The 18,496-nt window shown below is 63.5% G+C and carries 15 protein-coding genes and 1 tRNA gene; 5 read left to right on the top strand and 11 right to left on the bottom strand.

Going from position 1 to position 18,496, the window contains the following annotated elements:
• Window positions 1–116: 116 nt before the first annotated feature.
• The gene (locus tag OIT41_RS17125) at window positions 117–380 is read left to right on the top strand and encodes a hypothetical protein (protein WP_059389476.1); all 264 of its coding nucleotides are present in this window, start codon (window positions 117–119) and stop codon (window positions 378–380) included.
• A 296-nt stretch (window positions 381–676) separates the two neighbouring features.
• Here OIT41_RS17125 and OIT41_RS17120 read toward each other — a convergent pair.
• From OIT41_RS17120 to OIT41_RS17100, 5 genes are all read right to left on the bottom strand, one after another.
• Window positions 677–753: transfer RNA gene (locus OIT41_RS17120), tRNA-Pro, on the bottom strand.
• 84 nt (window positions 754–837) lie between these two features.
• Window positions 838–2,655, bottom strand: coding sequence for an ABC transporter ATP-binding protein (locus tag OIT41_RS17115; RefSeq protein ID WP_241710387.1), 1,818 nt, complete (start codon window positions 2,653–2,655; stop codon window positions 838–840).
• A complete protein-coding gene (locus OIT41_RS17110) occupies window positions 2,652–4,481 on the bottom strand; it encodes an ABC transporter ATP-binding protein (RefSeq protein WP_264636945.1) in 1,830 nt (609 codons plus the stop codon). Before OIT41_RS17110 ends, OIT41_RS17115 begins: the two co-directional genes overlap by 4 nt.
• 336 nt (window positions 4,482–4,817) lie before the next feature.
• Window positions 4,818–5,780, bottom strand: a complete 963-nt coding sequence (locus tag OIT41_RS17105) for a metallophosphoesterase (RefSeq protein ID WP_264636944.1) — start codon at window positions 5,778–5,780, stop codon at window positions 4,818–4,820.
• Window positions 5,773–8,055 carry a transglycosylase domain-containing protein gene (locus tag OIT41_RS17100; protein ID WP_264636943.1) on the bottom strand — a complete coding sequence of 761 codons (2,283 nt, stop codon included), beginning with the start codon at window positions 8,053–8,055 and terminating at the stop codon, window positions 5,773–5,775. Before OIT41_RS17100 ends, OIT41_RS17105 begins: the two co-directional genes overlap by 8 nt.
• A 37-nt stretch (window positions 8,056–8,092) precedes the next feature.
• Between OIT41_RS17100 and OIT41_RS17095 the strand changes: the two genes are divergently transcribed.
• Genes OIT41_RS17095 through OIT41_RS17085 form a run of 3 tightly spaced genes read left to right on the top strand, consistent with a single transcriptional unit; the run spans window position 8,093 to window position 9,716 of the window.
• Window positions 8,093–8,248, top strand: coding sequence for a DUF4177 domain-containing protein (locus OIT41_RS17095; RefSeq protein WP_009359196.1), 156 nt, complete (start codon window positions 8,093–8,095; stop codon window positions 8,246–8,248).
• A 2-nt stretch (window positions 8,249–8,250) separates the two neighbouring features.
• The gene (locus OIT41_RS17090; RefSeq protein WP_264636942.1) at window positions 8,251–8,787 is read left to right on the top strand and encodes a RidA family protein; all 537 of its coding nucleotides are present in this window, start codon (window positions 8,251–8,253) and stop codon (window positions 8,785–8,787) included.
• 17 nt (window positions 8,788–8,804) lie between these two features.
• Complete coding sequence (locus tag OIT41_RS17085; protein WP_264636941.1) at window positions 8,805–9,716, top strand: NUDIX hydrolase; 912 nt, start codon at window positions 8,805–8,807, stop codon at window positions 9,714–9,716.
• An 89-nt stretch (window positions 9,717–9,805) separates the two neighbouring features.
• On the opposite strand, the gene OIT41_RS17080 is transcribed toward OIT41_RS17085, so the two are convergent.
• Window positions 9,806–10,483, bottom strand: a complete 678-nt coding sequence (locus OIT41_RS17080; RefSeq protein WP_011775987.1) for a Crp/Fnr family transcriptional regulator — start codon at window positions 10,481–10,483, stop codon at window positions 9,806–9,808.
• Between the two features lie 247 nt (window positions 10,484–10,730).
• Here OIT41_RS17080 and OIT41_RS17075 point away from each other — a divergent pair, with 247 nt between their 5' ends.
• Window positions 10,731–11,915, top strand: a complete 1,185-nt coding sequence (locus tag OIT41_RS17075; RefSeq protein ID WP_264636940.1) for a MarP family serine protease — start codon at window positions 10,731–10,733, stop codon at window positions 11,913–11,915.
• A 202-nt stretch (window positions 11,916–12,117) separates the two neighbouring features.
• Here OIT41_RS17075 and aroQ read toward each other — a convergent pair whose 3' ends face one another.
• The 5 genes from aroQ to OIT41_RS17050 form a co-directional block, all read right to left on the bottom strand.
• On the bottom strand, window positions 12,118–12,582 hold the full coding sequence (gene aroQ / locus OIT41_RS17070; protein WP_241710392.1) for a type II 3-dehydroquinate dehydratase: 465 nt from the start codon (window positions 12,580–12,582) through the stop codon (window positions 12,118–12,120).
• A 139-nt stretch (window positions 12,583–12,721) separates the two neighbouring features.
• Window positions 12,722–14,926, bottom strand: a complete 2,205-nt coding sequence (locus OIT41_RS17065; RefSeq protein ID WP_264636939.1) for an alpha-galactosidase — start codon at window positions 14,924–14,926, stop codon at window positions 12,722–12,724.
• A 165-nt stretch (window positions 14,927–15,091) separates the two neighbouring features.
• The gene (locus OIT41_RS17060) at window positions 15,092–16,444 is read right to left on the bottom strand and encodes an ABC transporter substrate-binding protein (RefSeq protein WP_264636938.1); all 1,353 of its coding nucleotides are present in this window, start codon (window positions 16,442–16,444) and stop codon (window positions 15,092–15,094) included.
• 77 nt (window positions 16,445–16,521) lie between these two features.
• On the bottom strand, window positions 16,522–17,436 hold the full coding sequence (locus OIT41_RS17055; RefSeq protein WP_264636937.1) for a carbohydrate ABC transporter permease: 915 nt from the start codon (window positions 17,434–17,436) through the stop codon (window positions 16,522–16,524).
• Window positions 17,437–17,445: 9 nt separating this feature from the next.
• On the bottom strand, window positions 17,446–18,426 hold the full coding sequence (locus OIT41_RS17050; protein ID WP_370873950.1) for a carbohydrate ABC transporter permease: 981 nt from the start codon (window positions 18,424–18,426) through the stop codon (window positions 17,446–17,448).
• Window positions 18,427–18,496 lie beyond the last annotated feature (70 nt).

Below are 18,496 nucleotides of genomic sequence, written 5' to 3'. Positions count from 1 at the left end.
TTTGCGCTGTCTTTACGCCTAAAGCTTGACAGTCGCTGTGGAAAACATTTTACAATGAATGTCAACAGGGACCGCGTAATTTCCGTAACGAATCCGACTCGCATTGAGGAAAAATTATGTTGAAGAAGATTGCTGCAGCAGTGGCCTTGGCCGGCGCTCTTGCATTCTCCGCCGCGGCGCCAGCCGTGGTTTCCGCAGCCCCTGTGGCAGACACCGTCAGCACGGTGCTCAGCATTGGTAACTGGCCTGACCCGATGAGGGTCTCGCAGGCTATCGGTAACTGGCCGGACCCGATGGGCGTGGTCTCCCAAGCTATCGGTAACTGGCCCGATCCCATGCGGGTCTCGCAGGCTATCGGTAACTGGCCCGATCCCGTGTAGGTGAGGCTCGACGGCGGCTCCCGGAGGTCCTGGTAGCCGCTGGATAATTCAAATGAAGTGAAGAAGTCCCCGGTTGTCAGAAATCGACACACCGGGGATTTCTTTTGCGCGACGAGCCGCCCGGGCCGTGATATATCCCCCGAGTCATTGTGTCGGGGTTGTTAACAACACTTGTCTCTAAACCCTGGGCAGCTGAGGAAAACCGGTCAGGGGAATGTTTTTTGAGATTTTCGGGAGGACGGAAAGGCTCGTTAAATAAAGTAGAAGGCCTTCCGAGTGGAAGGCCTTCTACCATTTGGTCGGGATGACAGGATTTGAACCTGCGACCTCTTCGTCCCGAACGAAGCGCGCTACCAAGCTGCGCTACATCCCGATCCGCTGCGAAAGCAACTGTTCAAGAATAGCCGATCCCTCCCCGGATGCGAAATCGAGAGGCGCCCCTGAGGGAACGGCAGCGTCAGACCAGCGAGTCCTTCCAGGCGCCGTGCAAGCGGGCGAAACGTCCGCCGCCGCCGATGAGCTCGGCCGGCGTGCCGTCCTCCACGATGAGTCCCTCGTGCACCACCAGCACCCGGTCCGCGGTCTCCACCGTGGACAGCCGGTGGGCGATGATGATGGCGGTCCGCTCGGAGTCCGTGCCGGACAACAAGCTGCTCAGGCCGGCCTGCACCAGCCGTTCGGACGGGATATCAAGCGATGATGTCGCCTCGTCGAGGATGAGTACTGCCGGTGCCGCGATGAACGCCCGGGCGAAGCCGATCAATTGTCGTTGCCCGGCTGAGACCCGGCCACCGCGCTTGTTGACGTCGGTGTCGTATCCGTCCGGCAGTGCCGAGATGAAGTCGTGTGCGCCCACTGCCCTGGCAGCTTCTTCAATCTCCGCACGGGTGGCTCCAGGCCGTCCCAAGGCGATGTTGTCCGCGACCGAGCCGCTAAAGAGGAAGGCCTCCTGGGTGACCATCACGACGGCGCGGCGCAGGTCCGCCGTCGAGAGCTCCCTGAGGTCGACGCCGTCGAGGGTCAAGGATCCTTCGGTGACGTCGTAGAAGCGGGCGATGAGCTTGGCGAAGGTCGATTTGCCTGCGCCGGTCTGTCCGACAAGCGCTATGGTCTGTCCGGCGGGAATGTGAAGGTCAAGTTTGGGAACAACCACCTTGCCGTTGCCGTAGCCGAACTCCACGCCGCGGAAGTCGATGTCGCCGCGGGCATGGGGCAAGGGCACGGGGTTCTTGGGCGGCCGGACGGTGGGGACTTCTTCGAGCAGGCCCGAGACCTTCTCCAGCGCAGCCTGGGCGCTCTGGAAGGAGTTGTAGAACATGGCCATCTGGTCCACGGGCTGGAAGAAGCGCTTCGTTGAAAGGATCAGTGCCAGGAGCACGCCCACTGCCAAGTCTCCAGAGAGTACCCGGAAGCCGCCGAACAACAGGACCACTGCCACGCACACGTTGCCGATCAGGACCAGGCCCGGTTGGAAGATGCCATTGAGGTTGATGGAGCGGACCGTGACTTTTCGGTAGTCCTCGGAGAGTTCGGCGTAGCGTTGGGCGTTCTCGGGTTCCTTGCGGAATGCCTTGATGGCCCGGATGCCGGTCATGGTCTCCACAAAGTGCACAATCAGCCTCGCCGATACCACCCGCGATTCGCGGAAGGCGATCTGCGAGTGCTTCTGGTACCAACGGGCCAGGAAGTATGCGGGTACGCCCGTGGCGAGCATGAGCAGCCCGCTGCGCCAGTCGAGCGCAAATACCGTAAATGCCGTGAAGAGCATGAACAGGATCCCGGAAGCCAGGGAGCTGACGCCCGAATCGAGGAGTTCACGCAGCGCTTCAAGGTCCGAGGTCTGGCGTGCGATGATCCGGCCCGAGGTGTACTTCTCGTGGAACTCCAGGCTGAGCCGTTGGGTGTGCCGGAAGACCCGCAGCCGAAGATCAAGCAGCATGGATTGGCTCAGCTTCGCCGTGGAAGTCACGTACAGGGCCGTCAACACCGCCGTGGCGACAGCCGCCGTCAGATACAGGACACCGGCTTGGACCACCGGCATGTTGTTCCCGGCGAGCAGCGCGGGCAGTGCGTGGTCAATGCCGAAAGCGATGATTGCAGGCCCGGCCACCCGCGTGGCCTGCGAAAGCACCACCATGCCGAGCGTGAGCCAGAACCGCAACCGCACCGGGCGGATGAGGGACCCCAGCAAGACGACCGACCGCCGTCGTACTGCTTTGCTGTCGCTGCGGCTCAGGTGGGCGTTGTCTTCATTGGCGGTTCCGAACGTGCTCATCGGCGTCCCTCCCCGGCTTGGTCCATGTGCTGTTCCGAATCCAACTCGTGTTCCAGCTCGTCGAGTTCAAGGTCGAGGTCCTTCGGACCAGCGTCGAGGCTCGCGATCACATAGCGGTAGTGTGCGTTGTTGGCCAACAGTTCCGTATGGGTCCCGACGGCGGTGATGCTTCCGTTTTCGAGCAGCGCCACGCGGTCGGCCAGGGCAACGGTCGACGGCCTGTGCGCGACGATCAGCGTGGTGGTGTCCCGGAGAACTTCGCGGAGCCTGGCCGTCACGAGTTCCTCGGTGTTCACATCCAGGGCCGAGAGCGGATCATCCAGCACGAGGATCTTGGGCTTGGCTGCGATGGCCCGGGCAAGCGCGATCCGCTGCCGCTGACCGCCGGAAAGGCTCAGGCCTTCCTCTCCGATGAGGGTCCCGACGCCGTCGGGCAGCGAATAGGCGAAATGCGCCTGTGCGACGTCGAGCGCTTCTTCAAGGGCTTCCTCGGACGTGTCGGGGGCGCCGAGCAGCACGTTGTCCCGCACTGAGCTGGAAAACAGGGTGGTGTCCTCGAAGGCGACCGCCACGACGGACCTCAGCTGCTCGACGCTGAAGTCGCGGACATCCACGCCGTCGATGGTCACTGCCCCTTCGCTCACGTCATAGAGCCGGGGGACCAGCTGGAGCAGGGCGCTCTTTCCGCTGCCGGTAATGCCCACGAGGGCCATGGTTTCGCCGGGCCTGATGTCCAGGGTGATGTCGTGCAGGAGCCGTGAGCCGTCGTCGAAACCGAACGCGGCGCCCTTGAAGCTCAATGCCCCGCGCAGTTCCTTGGGTGTCCTGGGGTTCGCCGGACTGGTGATCGTATTGGGCGTGTCCATGACCTCGAAGTGGCGGTCGAGGGCGGTCTTTGCGGTCAAGGCCATGGCCAGGAGGGTCCCCGAGAATTCAACCGGTGCCGCCACAACCGCCGCGGTGCCGAAGAACGCTACGAGGGAACCGATGCTGAGTTGGCCCGTGGAGACGAGCAGGACGCCCGCCACGAGCCCGACGCCGAGCGCCAGCTCGGGCAGCAGCGTCACCACCAGCGTGAAGGTGGCTTGGTGCTTGGCCTTGGCGATCTCGGTCTGCCTCAGCTCCTCGGCCTGCTCGTTGAAGTTCTCCAGCGCTTCGCGGCTGCGGCCGAACGCCTTGAGTACGCGGATGCCGTGAACGGACTCCTCAACCGTGGTGGCGAGGTCGCCGGCCTGGTCCTGGCTCAGCCGGGTGACCTGGCTGAAGCGGCGGCGGAAGCGGAAGGAATAGATCATGATGGGCACGGCGGCGGCGAGGAAGATCAAAGCCAGCTGCCAGCTCATCGCGAACATCACCCCGACGCCGATCACCACCGTCAAGGTAGTCACCACCAGCATGATCGCGCCGAACGCCATCCAACGCCGGAGGAAGTTCAAGTCCGTCATGGCGCGGGACAGGAGCTGCCCGGAACCCCAACGGTCGTGGAAGGAAACGGTGAGATCCTGCAGATGCCCGTAGAGGGACACCCGCATCCTCGATTCCACGGTGGTTGCGGGATTGATGACGAACTGCCGCCGCAGCGCCACAAGCCCGGCTTCTGCGATGCCGAGTGCCAGAACCACGGCCGCGGCGATCCAGACGGCGTTGGTGGGGCCGCCGGGGTGGAGGGAACCGTTGATCAGTACCCGCAGCACCTGCGGGATGGCAAGCGCCATGATGCTGGCCAGCAACGCGCTGACCAACCCCATGAAAAGCCTGGGGAGGATCGGTTTGACGTGTGGGTAGAGACGTTTGATCGAGGTGAAGAATGAAGTCTGTTTGGCCATGCCCGCTTCTCAACAGCTTTGTCCCGGCGTTCCGCGCCTTCCCGGCGCGACGCACGGAGGTAGTTTCCTGTAGCAACTACCCTATGTCATCGCGTAACGGGATTCACAGCACCATTGCGTTCCGTGATAGGAGGCATTGGGAACGGCTCCGCGCCGGACATGCCCGGCTTTCGAGTGCCTGCCCGCCCCCGGACATGCCCAGCTTTGAAAGCCAAGGGTGGACATAATGCTGTTATGTCCACCCTTGGCGCGAAGCGTTGCGCATGCTCATTGGTGCCGGGCGGACATGTCCGTCCTTGGCGCGAAGCGTTGCGCATGCTCGGTGGTGGGCGATGGCTAGCGGCGGGCCGTGAGTGTCAGCAGTACCGCCTCAGGCTTGCACGCTATGCGGACCGGGGCGAAGCGTGAGGTGCCGATGCCGCCTGAGACGTTGACCGGCGTCGTGCGTCCGTCGTTTTCCCAGTCGTGCAGGCCCTTGGCGCGCCAGGTGGGGAGATCGCAATTGGCAACCACGGCGCCGTAACCGGGGATGCAGATCTGGCCGCCGTGGGTGTGTCCGGCGAGGATGAGGTCTGCTGAGTCGTTCGTGAAGTGGTCCAGGACCCGTTGGTAGGGCGCGTGGATCACGGCAACGCGCAGGTGCGGGCGGGAGTCCTGTCCGGCAGTGCCGCGTGGCCAGCCGGCGTAGCGCTCCCGGTTCAGATGGGGGTCGTCGACTCCGGAGAAATCGAAGCGGATCCCGTTGATGGGCAGGGACTGGTGCCTGTTGGTGAGGTCGATCCAGCCGGACATCCCGAATCCCGAACGAAGCCGCGGCCAGTCAAGCTCCACCGGGTTGTTCTTGACGCGCGAGGGTCCGAGGAAGTACGCGGTCGGGTTCTTGAACCGGGGGGCGTAGTAGTCGTTGGAGCCGGGGACAAAGACACCGGGGAACTTCAACAGTGGCCGCAACGCATCCAGCAGCGGCACGACGGCGTGCGGGTGGCTGAGATTGTCACCCGTGTTCACCACGAGGTCAGGTTCAAGCGCAGCGAGCGAACGCAGCCATTCGGCCTTCTTGCGTTGGCTCGGGACGAAATGGATGTCGCTTATGTGCAACACCCGGAGGGGAGCCGAGCCTGCCGGCAGGATGGGAAGGGTTTCCTCCCGGAGAACGAACTGGTTCTTCTCCCAGAGGCCATAGGCAAAGCCCGCTACGCCGGCGGTTGCACCCGCCCCTGCGGCGACGGCAAAGCCGCGTCCGATGCTTCGGACGCGGCTTGCCAGCGATGCAATGACGGGCTTGGAGCCGTTAGCCATTCTTTTTTCCATTGCCGTTTCCGTTGCTGCTCGGCTGGGTGGTCGGAGTCGTGTTCCCCGGAATGGTGTTGTTCGGAGTGGTGTTGCTCGGGGTCGACGTCCGGTACCCGGGTGGATCCGTCAAGTTCGACGGCGGAGCCGGGAACGGATTGGTGCCATAGGCGGGTGCAATCTGGGACATGTAATTGGAGAACTGCGGCCCGGCGAGCATGTAACCGTCAACGCCCTTGTAGAACTTTCCGTTGATGGTGACATTCTGACCTGGCCGTTGCTGGTTGCCCAGCGGATCGCCGAACCATGTCGCGGTCGCAAGGCCAGAGGTGTAACCGACGACCCAGGTGGAGCTGTTGGTGTCATTCGTGCCGGTCTTGGCCGCGACGGGAAACGTAGTCTTGGTGGAGATTCGGGGCTGGATCAGCGAACCGGAACCCTTGTTAAGTACCTCTTGCATCGCAAGGGCCACCCCGTGGGCCACCTCAGGGGTGACCGCGCTCTTGCAGCTCGTGGACTGGGCCGGCAGCTTGGCGCCCGTCTGGTCGGTTACCGAAGTGATGGCGATCGGCTCGCAGTACTGGCCGTTGTTGGCAAACGTGGCGAAGGCGCTGGCCATCGTCAAGGGCGCGGTCTGGGTGGAACCGATCAGGTTACCCAGCGTGGTCATGGGAACCTTGGGATTCGGGTCGCCAGTACTTGCGTTGGGGAGGCCACCGTGGATGCCAACAGCATCGACGATCTTCTGGATGCCGCACAGGTCAACCCTTGCCGCCGTAGCAAATGTGATCGTGTTGATGGAGTTGGCCAACCCATCCTCCACGGTCATAGGTTTGTAGTAGCCGCCTTCGTCGTTCTGAAGATCATAGGTTCCGTTGGTGCTGTCGTACCAACCGACTGTTGGAGCGGGGCAGGTGTTTTTCCACGGGAAGTTCTGCGGGTACCGCCGGACGGTGCCGTCCAGCACGGTGTTCATGGACTTGCCCTCGTTCAACCATTCGGCGAAGGTAAAGGGCTTCATGGTGGAACCGGGCTGGAAACCACCCAAGCCGTTGAGGTCGTTGCCGTTGGCATCGAGCTTGTCCACGTTGAAGTTCTGCTCGGCCTGGAATTTCCCATCAGCCGGTAGCCACACCGTGTTTTGGGCCATGGAAACGATCTTGCCGCTGCCCGGTTGAACCGAAACCAAGGAAGCGCCCCACTTGTCCGGGTTGGCACCAGCGGATGCATCAACCGCGGCTTGGGCGACGTTCTGGGCCTTGGGATCGAGAGTGGTCTGGATGGTGAGGCCGCCGCGTGCGACGCGGTTTTCGCGTTCGTCCGGAGTCGCGCCGTAGGCCGGGTTGTTGTAGAGCAAGTGCAACACGTAGTCGCAGAAATACGGTGCCATAGCCGCGTACGCGCAGCCTTGGCGAGGCTGCGTGACCTTGGTGGTTACCGGCGTCGCGATCGCGGCGTCGTAGTCAGCTTTCTTGATCTTTCCCTGGTCAAGCATGAGGCCCAGCACCAAGTCGCGACGCTGTTTCGCGTGGTCCGGGTTGGTGACCGGGTCGTAGTAGGACGGGCTGTTGACGACGCCGGCCAGCAAGGCGGCCTGCGGCAACGTGAGGTCCTTGGCGCTGGTGCTGAAGAAGAGCCTTGAGGCGGCCTCGATGCCGTAGGCATCCTTGTTGAAGAAGACGATGTTGAGGTAGCCCTCAAGGATCTGCTGCTTGGAGAACTTCTTCTCCAGGGCGATGGCCAGCTTCATTTCCCGGAGCTTGTCGCCGACGCCTTTGTTGACGCCATTGAGCTTGACATCGGCCGACTGGCCCTGGGACACGAGGGATTCGTTAATGACGTTGTTCACGTACTGCTGGGTGATGGTGGAAGCGCCCTGCTTCTGGCCGCGCGCTGTGCTGACAATGGCGCGCATGATGCCGGTGGCGTCGATGCCGCCGTGCTCATAGAAGCGGCTGTCCTCGACCGACACGATCGCGTCTTTGATGAAGGGGCTCATCTGGTCGAGCGAGACCCGTGTGCGGTTCTCAGAGTAGACCGAGGCGATCTGGCTGCCATCCGCGGCCAGGATGGTGGTCGCCTGGCTGGGCGGGTTCACGGTAAGTTCCGCCGGCAGTGTATCGAAGAACTGGATGGACCCACTCGCCGCACTGCCTGAGACCGCGGCCGCGGGGACGAGCAAGCCCGCCACCAGGACACCACAAATAGCGCTCACACCGAGGAATCCGAGGATCTTTCCAAGAGTGGTGGCAGTGTCGAATAGAGGGTTCCTACGAGTCACCATGTTCACCACTTTACCGGCAAGGGCTAGTCTTTCTTTCATGACCAAATGGGAGTACGCGACGATTCCGCTCATCATTCACGCTACAAAGCAGATCCTGGACCAGTGGGGAGAGGACGGCTGGGAGCTCGTCCAGGTTGTCCCCGGACCCGATGGAAACGGACTTGTTGCATACTTGAAGAGGGAGAAGCAGTAACAATGACAACCCCCGCAGAAGCCACAGTTGGCGCGGATTCCACAGCTCCGGCATCCGCCGTCGAGCAGCGCCTTGCCGAACTGGGACTGACCCTGCCGGCTGTAGCCGCTCCAGTGGCCGCCTACGTTCCGGCCATCGTCTCCGGCAACCACGTCTACACTTCCGGACAACTGCCCTTCATTAACGGCAAACTCGAAGCTACGGGCAAAGTCTCCAGCGGCGAGGAAGGCCTTTCGGAAGAGCCCACGGTGTCTCCGGAAGACGCGCAGATGTATGCAGGCGTTTGCGCGGTCAATGCCTTGGCTGCCGTCAAGAGCGTCATCGGAGACCTCGACCGCATCACGCGCATCGTGAAGGTCGTCGGCTTCGTGGCCTCCGATGCCTCCTTCACCGGCCAGCCCGGTGTTATCAATGGTGCATCCGAGCTCCTCGGGCGTGTCTTCGGCGACAAAGGGCAGCACGCGCGTTCCGCCGTCGGCGTTGCAGTCCTTCCGCTCGACTCTCCCGTCGAGGTCGAGTTGATCGCTGAATTCAGCTAAGGAACCGGTTCACTCAATTGCCACAACTTGCCCGACGCCTGTTTGCGTTACCCCCTGAATTAGAAGGGGCAGCACGGAACTGGCTTGAGCTCGGCGAACGGGCCCCCCGCGCCGCGCGCTTCGCATCATCTGTTGTCCTGCTCCGCGATTCGCCTACCGGCCTGGAAACGTGGATGGGTTACCGTCCCGGTTCCTCGCCGTTGGGTGTTGTCGCGTTTCCCGGCGGATCGCTGGAACCCAGCGACGACGACGCCCTCGGCTGGCTCGGCCCCTCGCCCCAGCATTGGGCTGACGCGCTGGGAACCGCCGACGTCGGACTTGCCCGCCGCCACGTGGTGGGCGCCATCCGCGAGCTGTTCGAGGAAACCGGCGTGTTGCTGGCCGGTCCCGACTTGTCCTCCACGGTCGAGGCAACCTCGACTCCCGAGTGGATGAAGGCGCGCGAGGCCGTAGCTGCCCAGGACAAGTCGTTCACGGATGTCCTGGCCAAGCGTGGCTTGTCGCTCCGGACGGACCTGCTCAAGCCGCTCGTCAACTGGCTCAGCCCGGACTTTGCGCATCGGCGCTTCAACACGCGATACTTCGCAGCGACTCTTCCTGTGAACCAACAGCCTTCGCTGCTGGCGAGCAAAGGTGTCTGGGGGCGCTGGGTATGCGTTTCCAAACTCATGGCCGATCGCGAGACCACTGAGCTTGGGGACGAAGTCGGCCAGGAAAACACGGTCGGTTTGTCATTGGGCCAATTGCTGGTGCCCGGCTCGGAGATCATTCTCGAAAAGATGGCTGCCGCCCAAGGCTGCATCGCGTACCTCAGCTACAAACGCAAGCCGCATATGTACCAGCCGCGGCTCATTGAAGAGGATGGCGCGCTCATGCTCGAAGTCGAAGCCGCCCGCACGGTTTCAGGGGAGCCGCAGCGGGAGCGCTGACGACGACGACCTGCGACGCTGGCGATACGAAAAATGCCTGGCGACTCCGGAATTCCGGAGTCGCCAGGCATTTTCTGTGTCGCTAGAAATTACCGGGAGCGCTGGCGGAGGCGCTGCATGTCCAGGATGACTACCGCGCGGGCTTCCAGGCGGAGCCAACCGCGCTGGACGAACTCGGCGAGGGCCTTGTTGACCGTCTCGCGGGAAGCTCCGACCAACTGGGCCAGTTCTTCCTGGGTGAGTTCGTGGGCCACCAGGACGCCGTCGGTCGCGGGCCGGCCGAAGCGGTCGGCGAGATCCAGCAGGGCCTTGGCGACGCGGCCCGGGACGTCCGAGAACACGAGGTCGGACAGGGAGTCGTTGGTGCGGCGCAGGCGTCGGGCGAGTGCCTGCAGCAACTGCGCGGAAACCTCGGGACGAGTGCGCAGCAGGGCGTTGAGGCTTTCGTTCTTCAGGCCGGCCAGTCGCGTCTCGGAAACGGCCGTAGCCGTTGCGGTGCGCGGGCTCGGGTCGAACAGGGCCATTTCGCCGAAGAGCTCGCCCGGGCCCAGGATGGCCAGCAGGGATTCGCGGCCATCCGGAGAGGTGCGGCCGAGCTTAACCTTGCCGGACACGATGAAGTACAGCTGGTCACCCTGATCTCCCTCGCGGAAGACAGACGCTCCGCGTGAAAGGTCCACCTCTGTGAGTTCGTCCGTCAGCAGACGGAAAGCGTCGTCGTCAAGGGTGGCGAAGAGGGGTGCGCGGCGCAATACCTCGATATCCATGAAATCTCCTGAGTAAAAGTTCGGCTGGGGCGCTTCAGCCATTGTTTCAGAATTTTGTCGCGTCTGTGACGTACTTGGCAGCCGAAACGCCCGAAATCACGCGGAACAGGCTCAAAATCGGGCCCCAACCCTCTGGGACTGCTCCGCTGGGCGGGGGCTTCGCCACCTGGACGACCGCCTGCTTCCGAAGGGAAGCTGTCAGTCTGTGCAACTACAATTGGGGCTTACTCGGCTGTGAGGAGCATTGGTGTTCGGCTTGACCATCTTGGACCTGGCGTTGATTTTGACGCTTCTTTCCTACCTGATCTACGGACTGCGCAACGGCTTCTTCGTGACGCTCGGTGGAATCGCAGGCTTCGCCGTGGGCGCAATGGCTGCCTTTATCGCGGTTCCGCTCGTCGGCGACTGGGTAAAGGACAGCGGTTGGAGGCTGACCGCCATTATCGGCTCGGCTGTGGTGCTCATTGTCCTGGGGCACGGGCTTGGCACCTGGATCGGTCAAAAGGTCCGCAAGGCCGTGCGCATCCAGCCCTTGCACGCACTCGACCGTCTGCTGGGTGGTTTTGTCAGCCTGGTTGTCGCGGCACTGGTCATGTCCCTGTTGGCGTTCAGCATCGGTTCCCTGGGTGTGCCCTTCGTTTCGCAGCAGCTGGCAGGTTCCAAGGTGATCCGCTTCATCGACACCATGACGCCAACGCCCGTCAAGGCAAGCGTCGCGCAACTGCGTTCCACGGTCATGGGCAACGGGATTCCGCAGCTCATCGAGGGCATCGGCCCCGTGGCGCCCGTCCCGATTCCGAACACCAGCACGGACACTCCCGCACTCAACAATGCGGCCCATTCCGTGCTGAAGATTGCCGGTACGGCCTACCAATGCGGTCAAAACCAGACGGGCTCCGGCTTCGTCGTCTCCCCTGGCCGTGTGGTGACCAACGCGCATGTCGTGGCTGGTGTGTCGCAGCCCGTGGTGGAAATCCCCGACGGCGGTGCGTTGCCAGGCCGTGTGGTCTACTTCGACAGCCAGCGCGACCTGGCCGTAGTCGCCGTCGACGGGCTCCCGACGGCGCCTCTCCAGTTGATCGCCGACCTTCCGGCCGGTTCGCCCGCGGCCTTCGCCGGCTACCCCCACGGTGGTCCGTTCCAGTCCAAACCGGCTGCGGTGGAGGGAATCTCGACCCTGCTGGTCCCGGACATCTATGGCAACAACCCGTCCCCGGAACAGGTCTACAAGATTGCGGGAGACGTGCAGCCGGGCAACTCGGGCGGTCCGCTGCTGACGACCCAGGGGCAGGTTGCCGGCGTGGTCTTCGCCAAGACCACTTCGGATGTGGCAGTGGGCTACGCCCTCACCATGGACGAGCTCTCGCCGGTGGCCCAGCAAGCATCATCCCTGAGCGCGGCAGTGTCTTCGGGGCAGTGCACCAAGAAGTAGCCCTGCCCACCAAGGGACATGCTCTGCGTTTGATTTGAGCATTGGACATATTGCGTTTATGTCCAGTGCTGGCCGCGAAGAATGAGCATGTCCCCCGGGATGAGGCGGACATGTCCAGCCTTGGGCGTGAAGAGTGGGCATGTCCCGAGGGGAAGTGCGCACACAGGGTGCCCCCCCAAGCAACCCCGCTCCGTTCGAGGGACTAGACCGCGGTGGCGAGGTAGTCGATGGCCAGCTTGTAGCCCTGAACTCCTGCGCCGACGATCACCGCCGAGCACACCGGGGACAGGTAGGAGTGGTGCCGGAATTCCTCGCGCTGGTGCACGTTGGTGATGTGGACCTCGACGGCGGGAAGCTGCACTGCCGCAAGCGCGTCCCGCAGTGCCACGGAAGTGTGCGTGTATGCTCCCGCGTTGATGACGATCCCGACGGCGGTTCCGCGTGCGCCGTGGATGGCGTCCAGGAGGTCGCCCTCGTGGTTTGACTGGACGCAGTCCACGGTGAAGCCGTTGGCCTCCGCGGCTGCCATGGCGAGCTGTTCGACGTCGGCCAACGTGGAGGTGCCGTACTTTTCCGGCTCGCGCGTGCCCAGCAGGTTCAGGTTGGGGCCGTTCAGGACGAGGATGGTGCCGCGACCGGCTGCGGTGGCGGTGGGAGCTTCAGTCATAACTCCCAATCTATCGGTGCGCCGAGGCTGCTTGGCGTTTCTTACGCCGCCGGGCTTGCGCCGCCCGGCTTACGCCGCCGGGTTTACGCCGCCCGGCTGCGTCCCTCCCATATGCAGCGTAAGAAACACCAAACAGCAACTACACAGCCGTGATCCGGAGCAGCAGCGCGTGTTCCGGATTCAGGACCGGCATGGGAAGCCCCACCTCAGCAAGGAAGCGGCCACTTGCCTCAGCCCCGGACGGCAGCCATGCCGGCGGCCGCACCTGGGTGAACGTGCGGGCATAGTCGGCGTCGCCGGGGGCCGGGAAAATGGCCTGAACCATGTAGGAACGCTCGGGATCGAGGCCCGGAACGGCCACGCGCCCGGGTTGTTCGGCAAACGACGTCCGGGTGCTGACGACGGCGAACAGCGCGGAGCCGCCGTCGTCGGAGACCACGCCGTGCACCATCAGCGAGTCGTCCGGGACGTCTGCACGCACCATCCGCCCGCTGTGGACGAGCCCGCGGTGCTCCTTGTACAGGCCGATGAAGCGCTTGAGTTCCTCGCGTTCGGCGCCCTGGACCTGCCGGACATCCCATTCCATGCCGAAATGCCCGAACATCGCAGTGATGGCGCGGAAGGAGAGATCGTGCGTCCGGGCCGTGGTGTGCGAGGTGGTGGGTCCGATGTGCCCGCCCACCAGTTCCGGCGGAACCACGACGCCGGTCCAGCGCTGGATGGTCTGCCTCTCGAGGGCGTCGTTGCAGTCCGATCCCCAGATCCGGTCGGTCCGCTCAAGGATGCCGAGGTCCACCCGGGCACCGCCGGAAGAGCAGCTTTCGATTTCGACGCCGGGGTGGGCTTTGCGGAGCTCGTCGAAGAGCCGGTAGGCGGCCAGGGTTTGCCCATGTACGGAGGCCCGGCCTGCATGGCCGTGCTCGCTGAGGTCCCGGTTCTGGTCCCACTTGAGGTACTTGATGTTGTTTTCCCGAAGCAGCGCGTCGATCCGGTCGAAGACGTATCGCCAGGCTGCGGGGTTGACGAGGTCGATGATGTGCTGGTGCCGCCATTCCAGGGGAAGGCGGCCGCCGTCCTTGTGGGAGAGGGCTGCGGGGCCCACGATCCAGTCGGGGTGCGATCGTGCAACATCGGAATCCAGGTTGATCATTTCCGGTTCCACCCAGAGTCCGAACTCCATGCCCTGCGAATTCACGGCCTCGATGAGCGGCGTCAGCCCATCTGGCCAAAGGGTTCGGTCAACGTACCAGTCGCCCAGGCCCGCATGGTCGTCGCGGCGGCCGCGGAACCAGCCGTCGTCGAGCACGAAGCGCTCAACGCCCAGTTCCGCCGCGGACTCCGCGAGCTCCAGCAGGGTGTCCAGCCGGTGGTCGAAGTACACGGCCTCCCAGGTGTTGAGGACCACAGGGCGGGGCTTGCCGGCGGGGAGCCCCGTGGAAGCCGCGGGAACGACATGATGCGGGCGGGACCGGAACCAGCTGTAGAAAGCTTCGCTGATGCCGTCCAGTCCGCGGTCCGAGTAGGCGGCAAATAGTGCGGGCGTGGTGTAGCTTTCGCCGGGCTGGAGCACTATTTCGGCCGGGCCCAGGAGCTCGGAACCGCCGATCATGGTGCGGCCATCGGCCACGGTGTCGGCGAATTGTTCGTGGTTGCCGCTCCATGCCAAGTGCGTGGCCCAGACCTTCCCGTGGCGGTTCCCGAATCCGGCAGTACCCGCCGCGAAAAGCAGCGAGGAATCGTGCCCAGTGCGGCCATGGCGTCCCGTGCGCACCCACGTCCCTTGTTGGACGGGCCGGCGCTGCGGGTGCCGTTCGCGGCACCAGCGGCCGGTGAGGTCCAGGAGTTCGACGGCGTCCGGCCCCACCGGGAGGACGGTGGCCAGTTCGTCGAGCTGGAAAGGGGACGTGCCGTCGTTGACGGCGGTGTGGCGCAGTTCGAGAAGGCCTCCCGGGTGAAGGGTGAGGCCGGACGTCACGGTGATTCCGGCGTCGGGATCCTGCTGGACAATCACTGCAGAGGCGGCCGCGGCAGTGGCGACGGCGGTGCTGCTGTCAACCTGTACGTCCACCACGCGAAGCCGGAGCGAAAAGTCCAGTCCGGGGACGCCATCGGCGGTTCGCTGGCCGCGCAGGCCCGGGCGGCCTTGCCATGCTGAGGAAGCTTGGGGGAGGAGCGCGGCCGGGACAGTCACGTCGATGGCGGAGTGGGGGATGGGTCCGCCCAGGATGGCGAGGTCGGGGAGCGTGCTGCCGAGATCGGCACCCCAGTGGATGACTTCAGCCTCTCCGTCATCGAAACTGAGCACCAGGCTTGTGCCGGCGGAACGGAGGTGGAGCGGGTCCATGGGCTGTTCGCTTTCAGGGAGTCGTGTGTCGCGATGGAGGGGATGGAGAGTCCGGACGCCGCCGTCAAAGGAGTGAAAGCGGCGGCGCCCGGACTGCTTGGGGGGCTGCGGCGTTGCTGATCAGGATAGCGGGAGCCCGGCCGCTGATGGGCTCCCGCCAGGGGACTATTTCGAGAAGAGGGCGTTGACTTGGTCGTTCGCAGCTGAGAGGGAGCTTGCCGGTGCCTTGCCTGCGATGACGGCGTCCATGGCGGGCTTCATGATGCCCGCGACCTTGGCGGCGTTGTCCGTGATGGGAAGCAGGAAGGTGGACTTGTCCTTCACGTGCTGCGTGAAGGCAGTGACGTCGATACCCTTTGCCTTGAAGGCTGCGGCGGCTTTGTCGGTGGAGGACTTGATCGCGGGGAAGACAACGGCCTTGGCGGCTACGACGTCCTGGCAGGCAGAGGAGCCAAGGTACTCGACCCACTTGATGGAGGCGTCCTTCTTCTTGGTCCCGGCCCAGATGGAGTCGGCCAGGCCGTTGAACATGGAGGCGCTCTTGCCGTCAACTCCCGCGGGTGTGGGGGCGATGCCGAGGTCGATGCCCTTGTACCCCTTGTACTGGCCGATCATCCAGTCGCCGTTGGCGTTGATGGCGGCCTTGCCGGCGCCGAAGGCGTCGGGTGCGTTGGCGCCGACCGTGGTTTCGAGCTTGGGCATGTAGCCCTTCTGGGCAAGGGAAGCCCACCAAGCGATGGTGTCCTGGACGCGCTTGTCGTCGTAGTTGAAGTGCGAGCCCCAAGGGGTCTTGTCCGTGGCGCTCCAGCCCGTGGTGGCCGAGAGGAAGCTCCACTGGGTCTGTCCGGCGTTTTCGGCGTCGGAGCCCGGCAGGCCAAGTCCATACACCGCGACGTTGTTCTTGTCGAAGCCCGGTTCGTCGCCGCGCTTGCCGTTCTTGTCGACGGTGAGGTGGGCGATGGCCTTCTCATAGCTTCCGCCGTCCTGCGGGTTCCAGGTCAGGGCGGCCATCTGCTCAGGCGAGAGACCGGCGTCGGCGGCCATCTTCTTGTTGTAGAAGAGGCCAACGGTGTCCCAGTCCTTCGGAAGGCCGTAACGCTTGCCATCTTGGCCCACCCAGAGGTCCGCAAGGCCTGCGTTGTACTGGGTGAGGTCCACCTTGTCGTTGGACACTGCGTCATCGAGCGCGACGAGCTGTTTGGTCTTGATGAAGTCCGGGTACTTGGAAAGGTGGTCGGTGAAAACATCGGGGGCGGTGCCGGAGGCCATTCCGTTGGTGATCTTGCCCCAGTAGTCATCCCAGCCCGTCTGGGTGATCTTGACGGTGATATCCGGGTTGGTCTTGTGGAAGTCGTCTGCGCACTGCTGGTAGGCGGGAAGCTGGTTGGAGTCCCAGAGCCAGTAGCTGATCTCTCCCTTGGCGGAGTCGGCGCTGCTGGCTCCTCCGCTTCCGCAAGCGGAGAGGGCGAGGGTGGCCACAGCGGCAGCGGCGACGGCGCCGAGTACTTTCTTTTTCATGATGGGTCCTTTCGGGTGGGGAAGGGCGGGCGCACGGCATGGACCGGCCCCTGGTGGAGAGGTGATGGCGGGAAGGATTACTTGGTGCCGCTGAAGCCGATCGAGTTGACGATCTTCTTGCCGAAGATCGAGAACAGGATGAGCACTGGAAGGGCGGAGACGAGGGTCGCGGCCATGAGGCCGGACCAGTCCGGGGCGCCTTGCGGGGACTGTGATTTGAAGACGCCCAGTCCCACCGTGAGCACTCGTGATTCCTCGGAGGTCCCGACCAGGAGGGGCCAGAAATATTCGTTCCACTGGCCCATGAACGTGAGCAGGGCGAGTGTCGCGATGGGTGCGGCGGCGTTGGGCATGACGATTTGGAAGAAGATCCGCCAGTGCTTCGCGCCGTCGAGCATCGCGGCTTCCTCCACCTCCCGGGACATGTTGAGGAAGAACTGCCGCATGAAGAAAATCGCGAAGGGGGTCATGAACAGATAAGGCAGGACCAATCCGAGCATTGAGTTGAGGAGGCCGAGGTTTTTCACGAGGAGGAAGTTCGGCAGTGCCGTGAAGATCGGCGGGACCAGCATGGTGCCAAGGAAAAGGGTGAAGACGCCGTCGCGTCCCTTCCAACGCAACCGTGCGAAGGCATAGGCGGCCATTGAGCTGAAGAATACGGCGCCCGCGGTGGTGATGCTTGAGAACAGCAGTGAGTTCAACAGATATTGCCAAAAGTTGATGGAGGCCCCGGAGCCGCCCTCGGCGATGGCTTCGGAAGCGGTCTGGAGGCCGAAGACGCGCTTGAAGGCGCCAAGGCTGAAATCGGCGGGGAGGAGGCTTGCCGAGTTGGACGCAAGCGAGCCGTTGGTGGAGAAGGCGGTGCGGAGAACCCAGTAAAAGGGCAGCACGCTCACGGCAATGGCGATGGCAAGCAGCACCCAGGCGCTTGTGCGGCGCCAGTTGAACGGACGACGGCGGGCGGCTGCCTTGGGGGAGGAAAGGGTGGTCATGTTGTGTCCTTAGTCCAGGTCCGACTGGTTGCCGCGGAGGAACTTCATCTGGATGAAGGCCACGATTGCCAGGATGAGGAAGAGGATCACGGCGAGGGCCGAGCCATATCCGAAGTCTTGCTCGTTGAAGGCGCGCTGGTAGATGTAGTACTGCAGCACGCGGGTTGCGTTGACGGGGCCGCCCTGGGTGGTGACGGCAACGGTGTCAAAGACCTGGAAGGAACCGATGACGGTCACCACGAGCACCAGGACCAGAACGGGCCGCAGCAGCGGGAGGGTGATCCGCCAGAAGGTGCTGAACGCCTTGGACCCGTCGATGCTGGCGGCTTCGTACACCGTGTTGGGGATGGCTTGCAGTCCGGCGAAGATCAGCAGCGCGGTGTAACCCATATGGCGCCAGGTGTTGATGAGCGCCTGCGTGGGGATGGCCCATTCCTCACTGCCGAAGAAGGCAACGCGGGGCAGTCCGAACCACTCGATGAACTGGTTCACGATGCCGATCTGGTAGTCGAGCATCCAGAACCACAGAAGCGCGGCGATGACGTTCGCCATGAGGTACGGAAGCAGGAGCGCCCCGCGGATGAGGGTTGACTTGGCGACCCGGTGCATGAGGATTGCGAGGCCGAGGGCCAGGAGCGTCTGGAGCACGATATTGATGACGACGTATTCCGACGTGACCCCGAGGGCATTCCAGAAAAGAGGGTCCTTCGCGATCTGTTGGTAGTTCTTGACGCCGATCCATTCGGGGTCTCCGAGGATGCTGTACTCGGTGAAGCTCAGGTAGATGCCGCGGATGGTCGGCACCAGGTAGAAGAGCAGGAAGCCGACCATCGCCGGGGCGATGAACAGGAGCGCGATCTTGAGGTCCCCGATGCCGCGGAAGCCTGCAGCGGGCTTTCCCCTTTTATGCGGTTTCCGTGATTTCCGCGAGTTCCCGGGTTTTCCGGAAGCCGAAAGCTCCGGATCAGGATGTTTGGTGAGGGTGGTCATCTTCGACCCTTCGTGAGTGTGACATGGCTAACATCTGCCCTGAATCTACACGAGTAGATCTGAAGTGGTC

It is taken from the genome of Arthrobacter sp. YA7-1 (genome assembly GCF_025960325.1).
Lineage (GTDB): Bacteria > Actinomycetota > Actinomycetes > Actinomycetales > Micrococcaceae > Arthrobacter > Arthrobacter bambusae_A.
The sequence above is the reverse complement of the archived record's forward strand: the minus strand, read 5'-3'. Positions and strand labels throughout refer to the sequence as shown.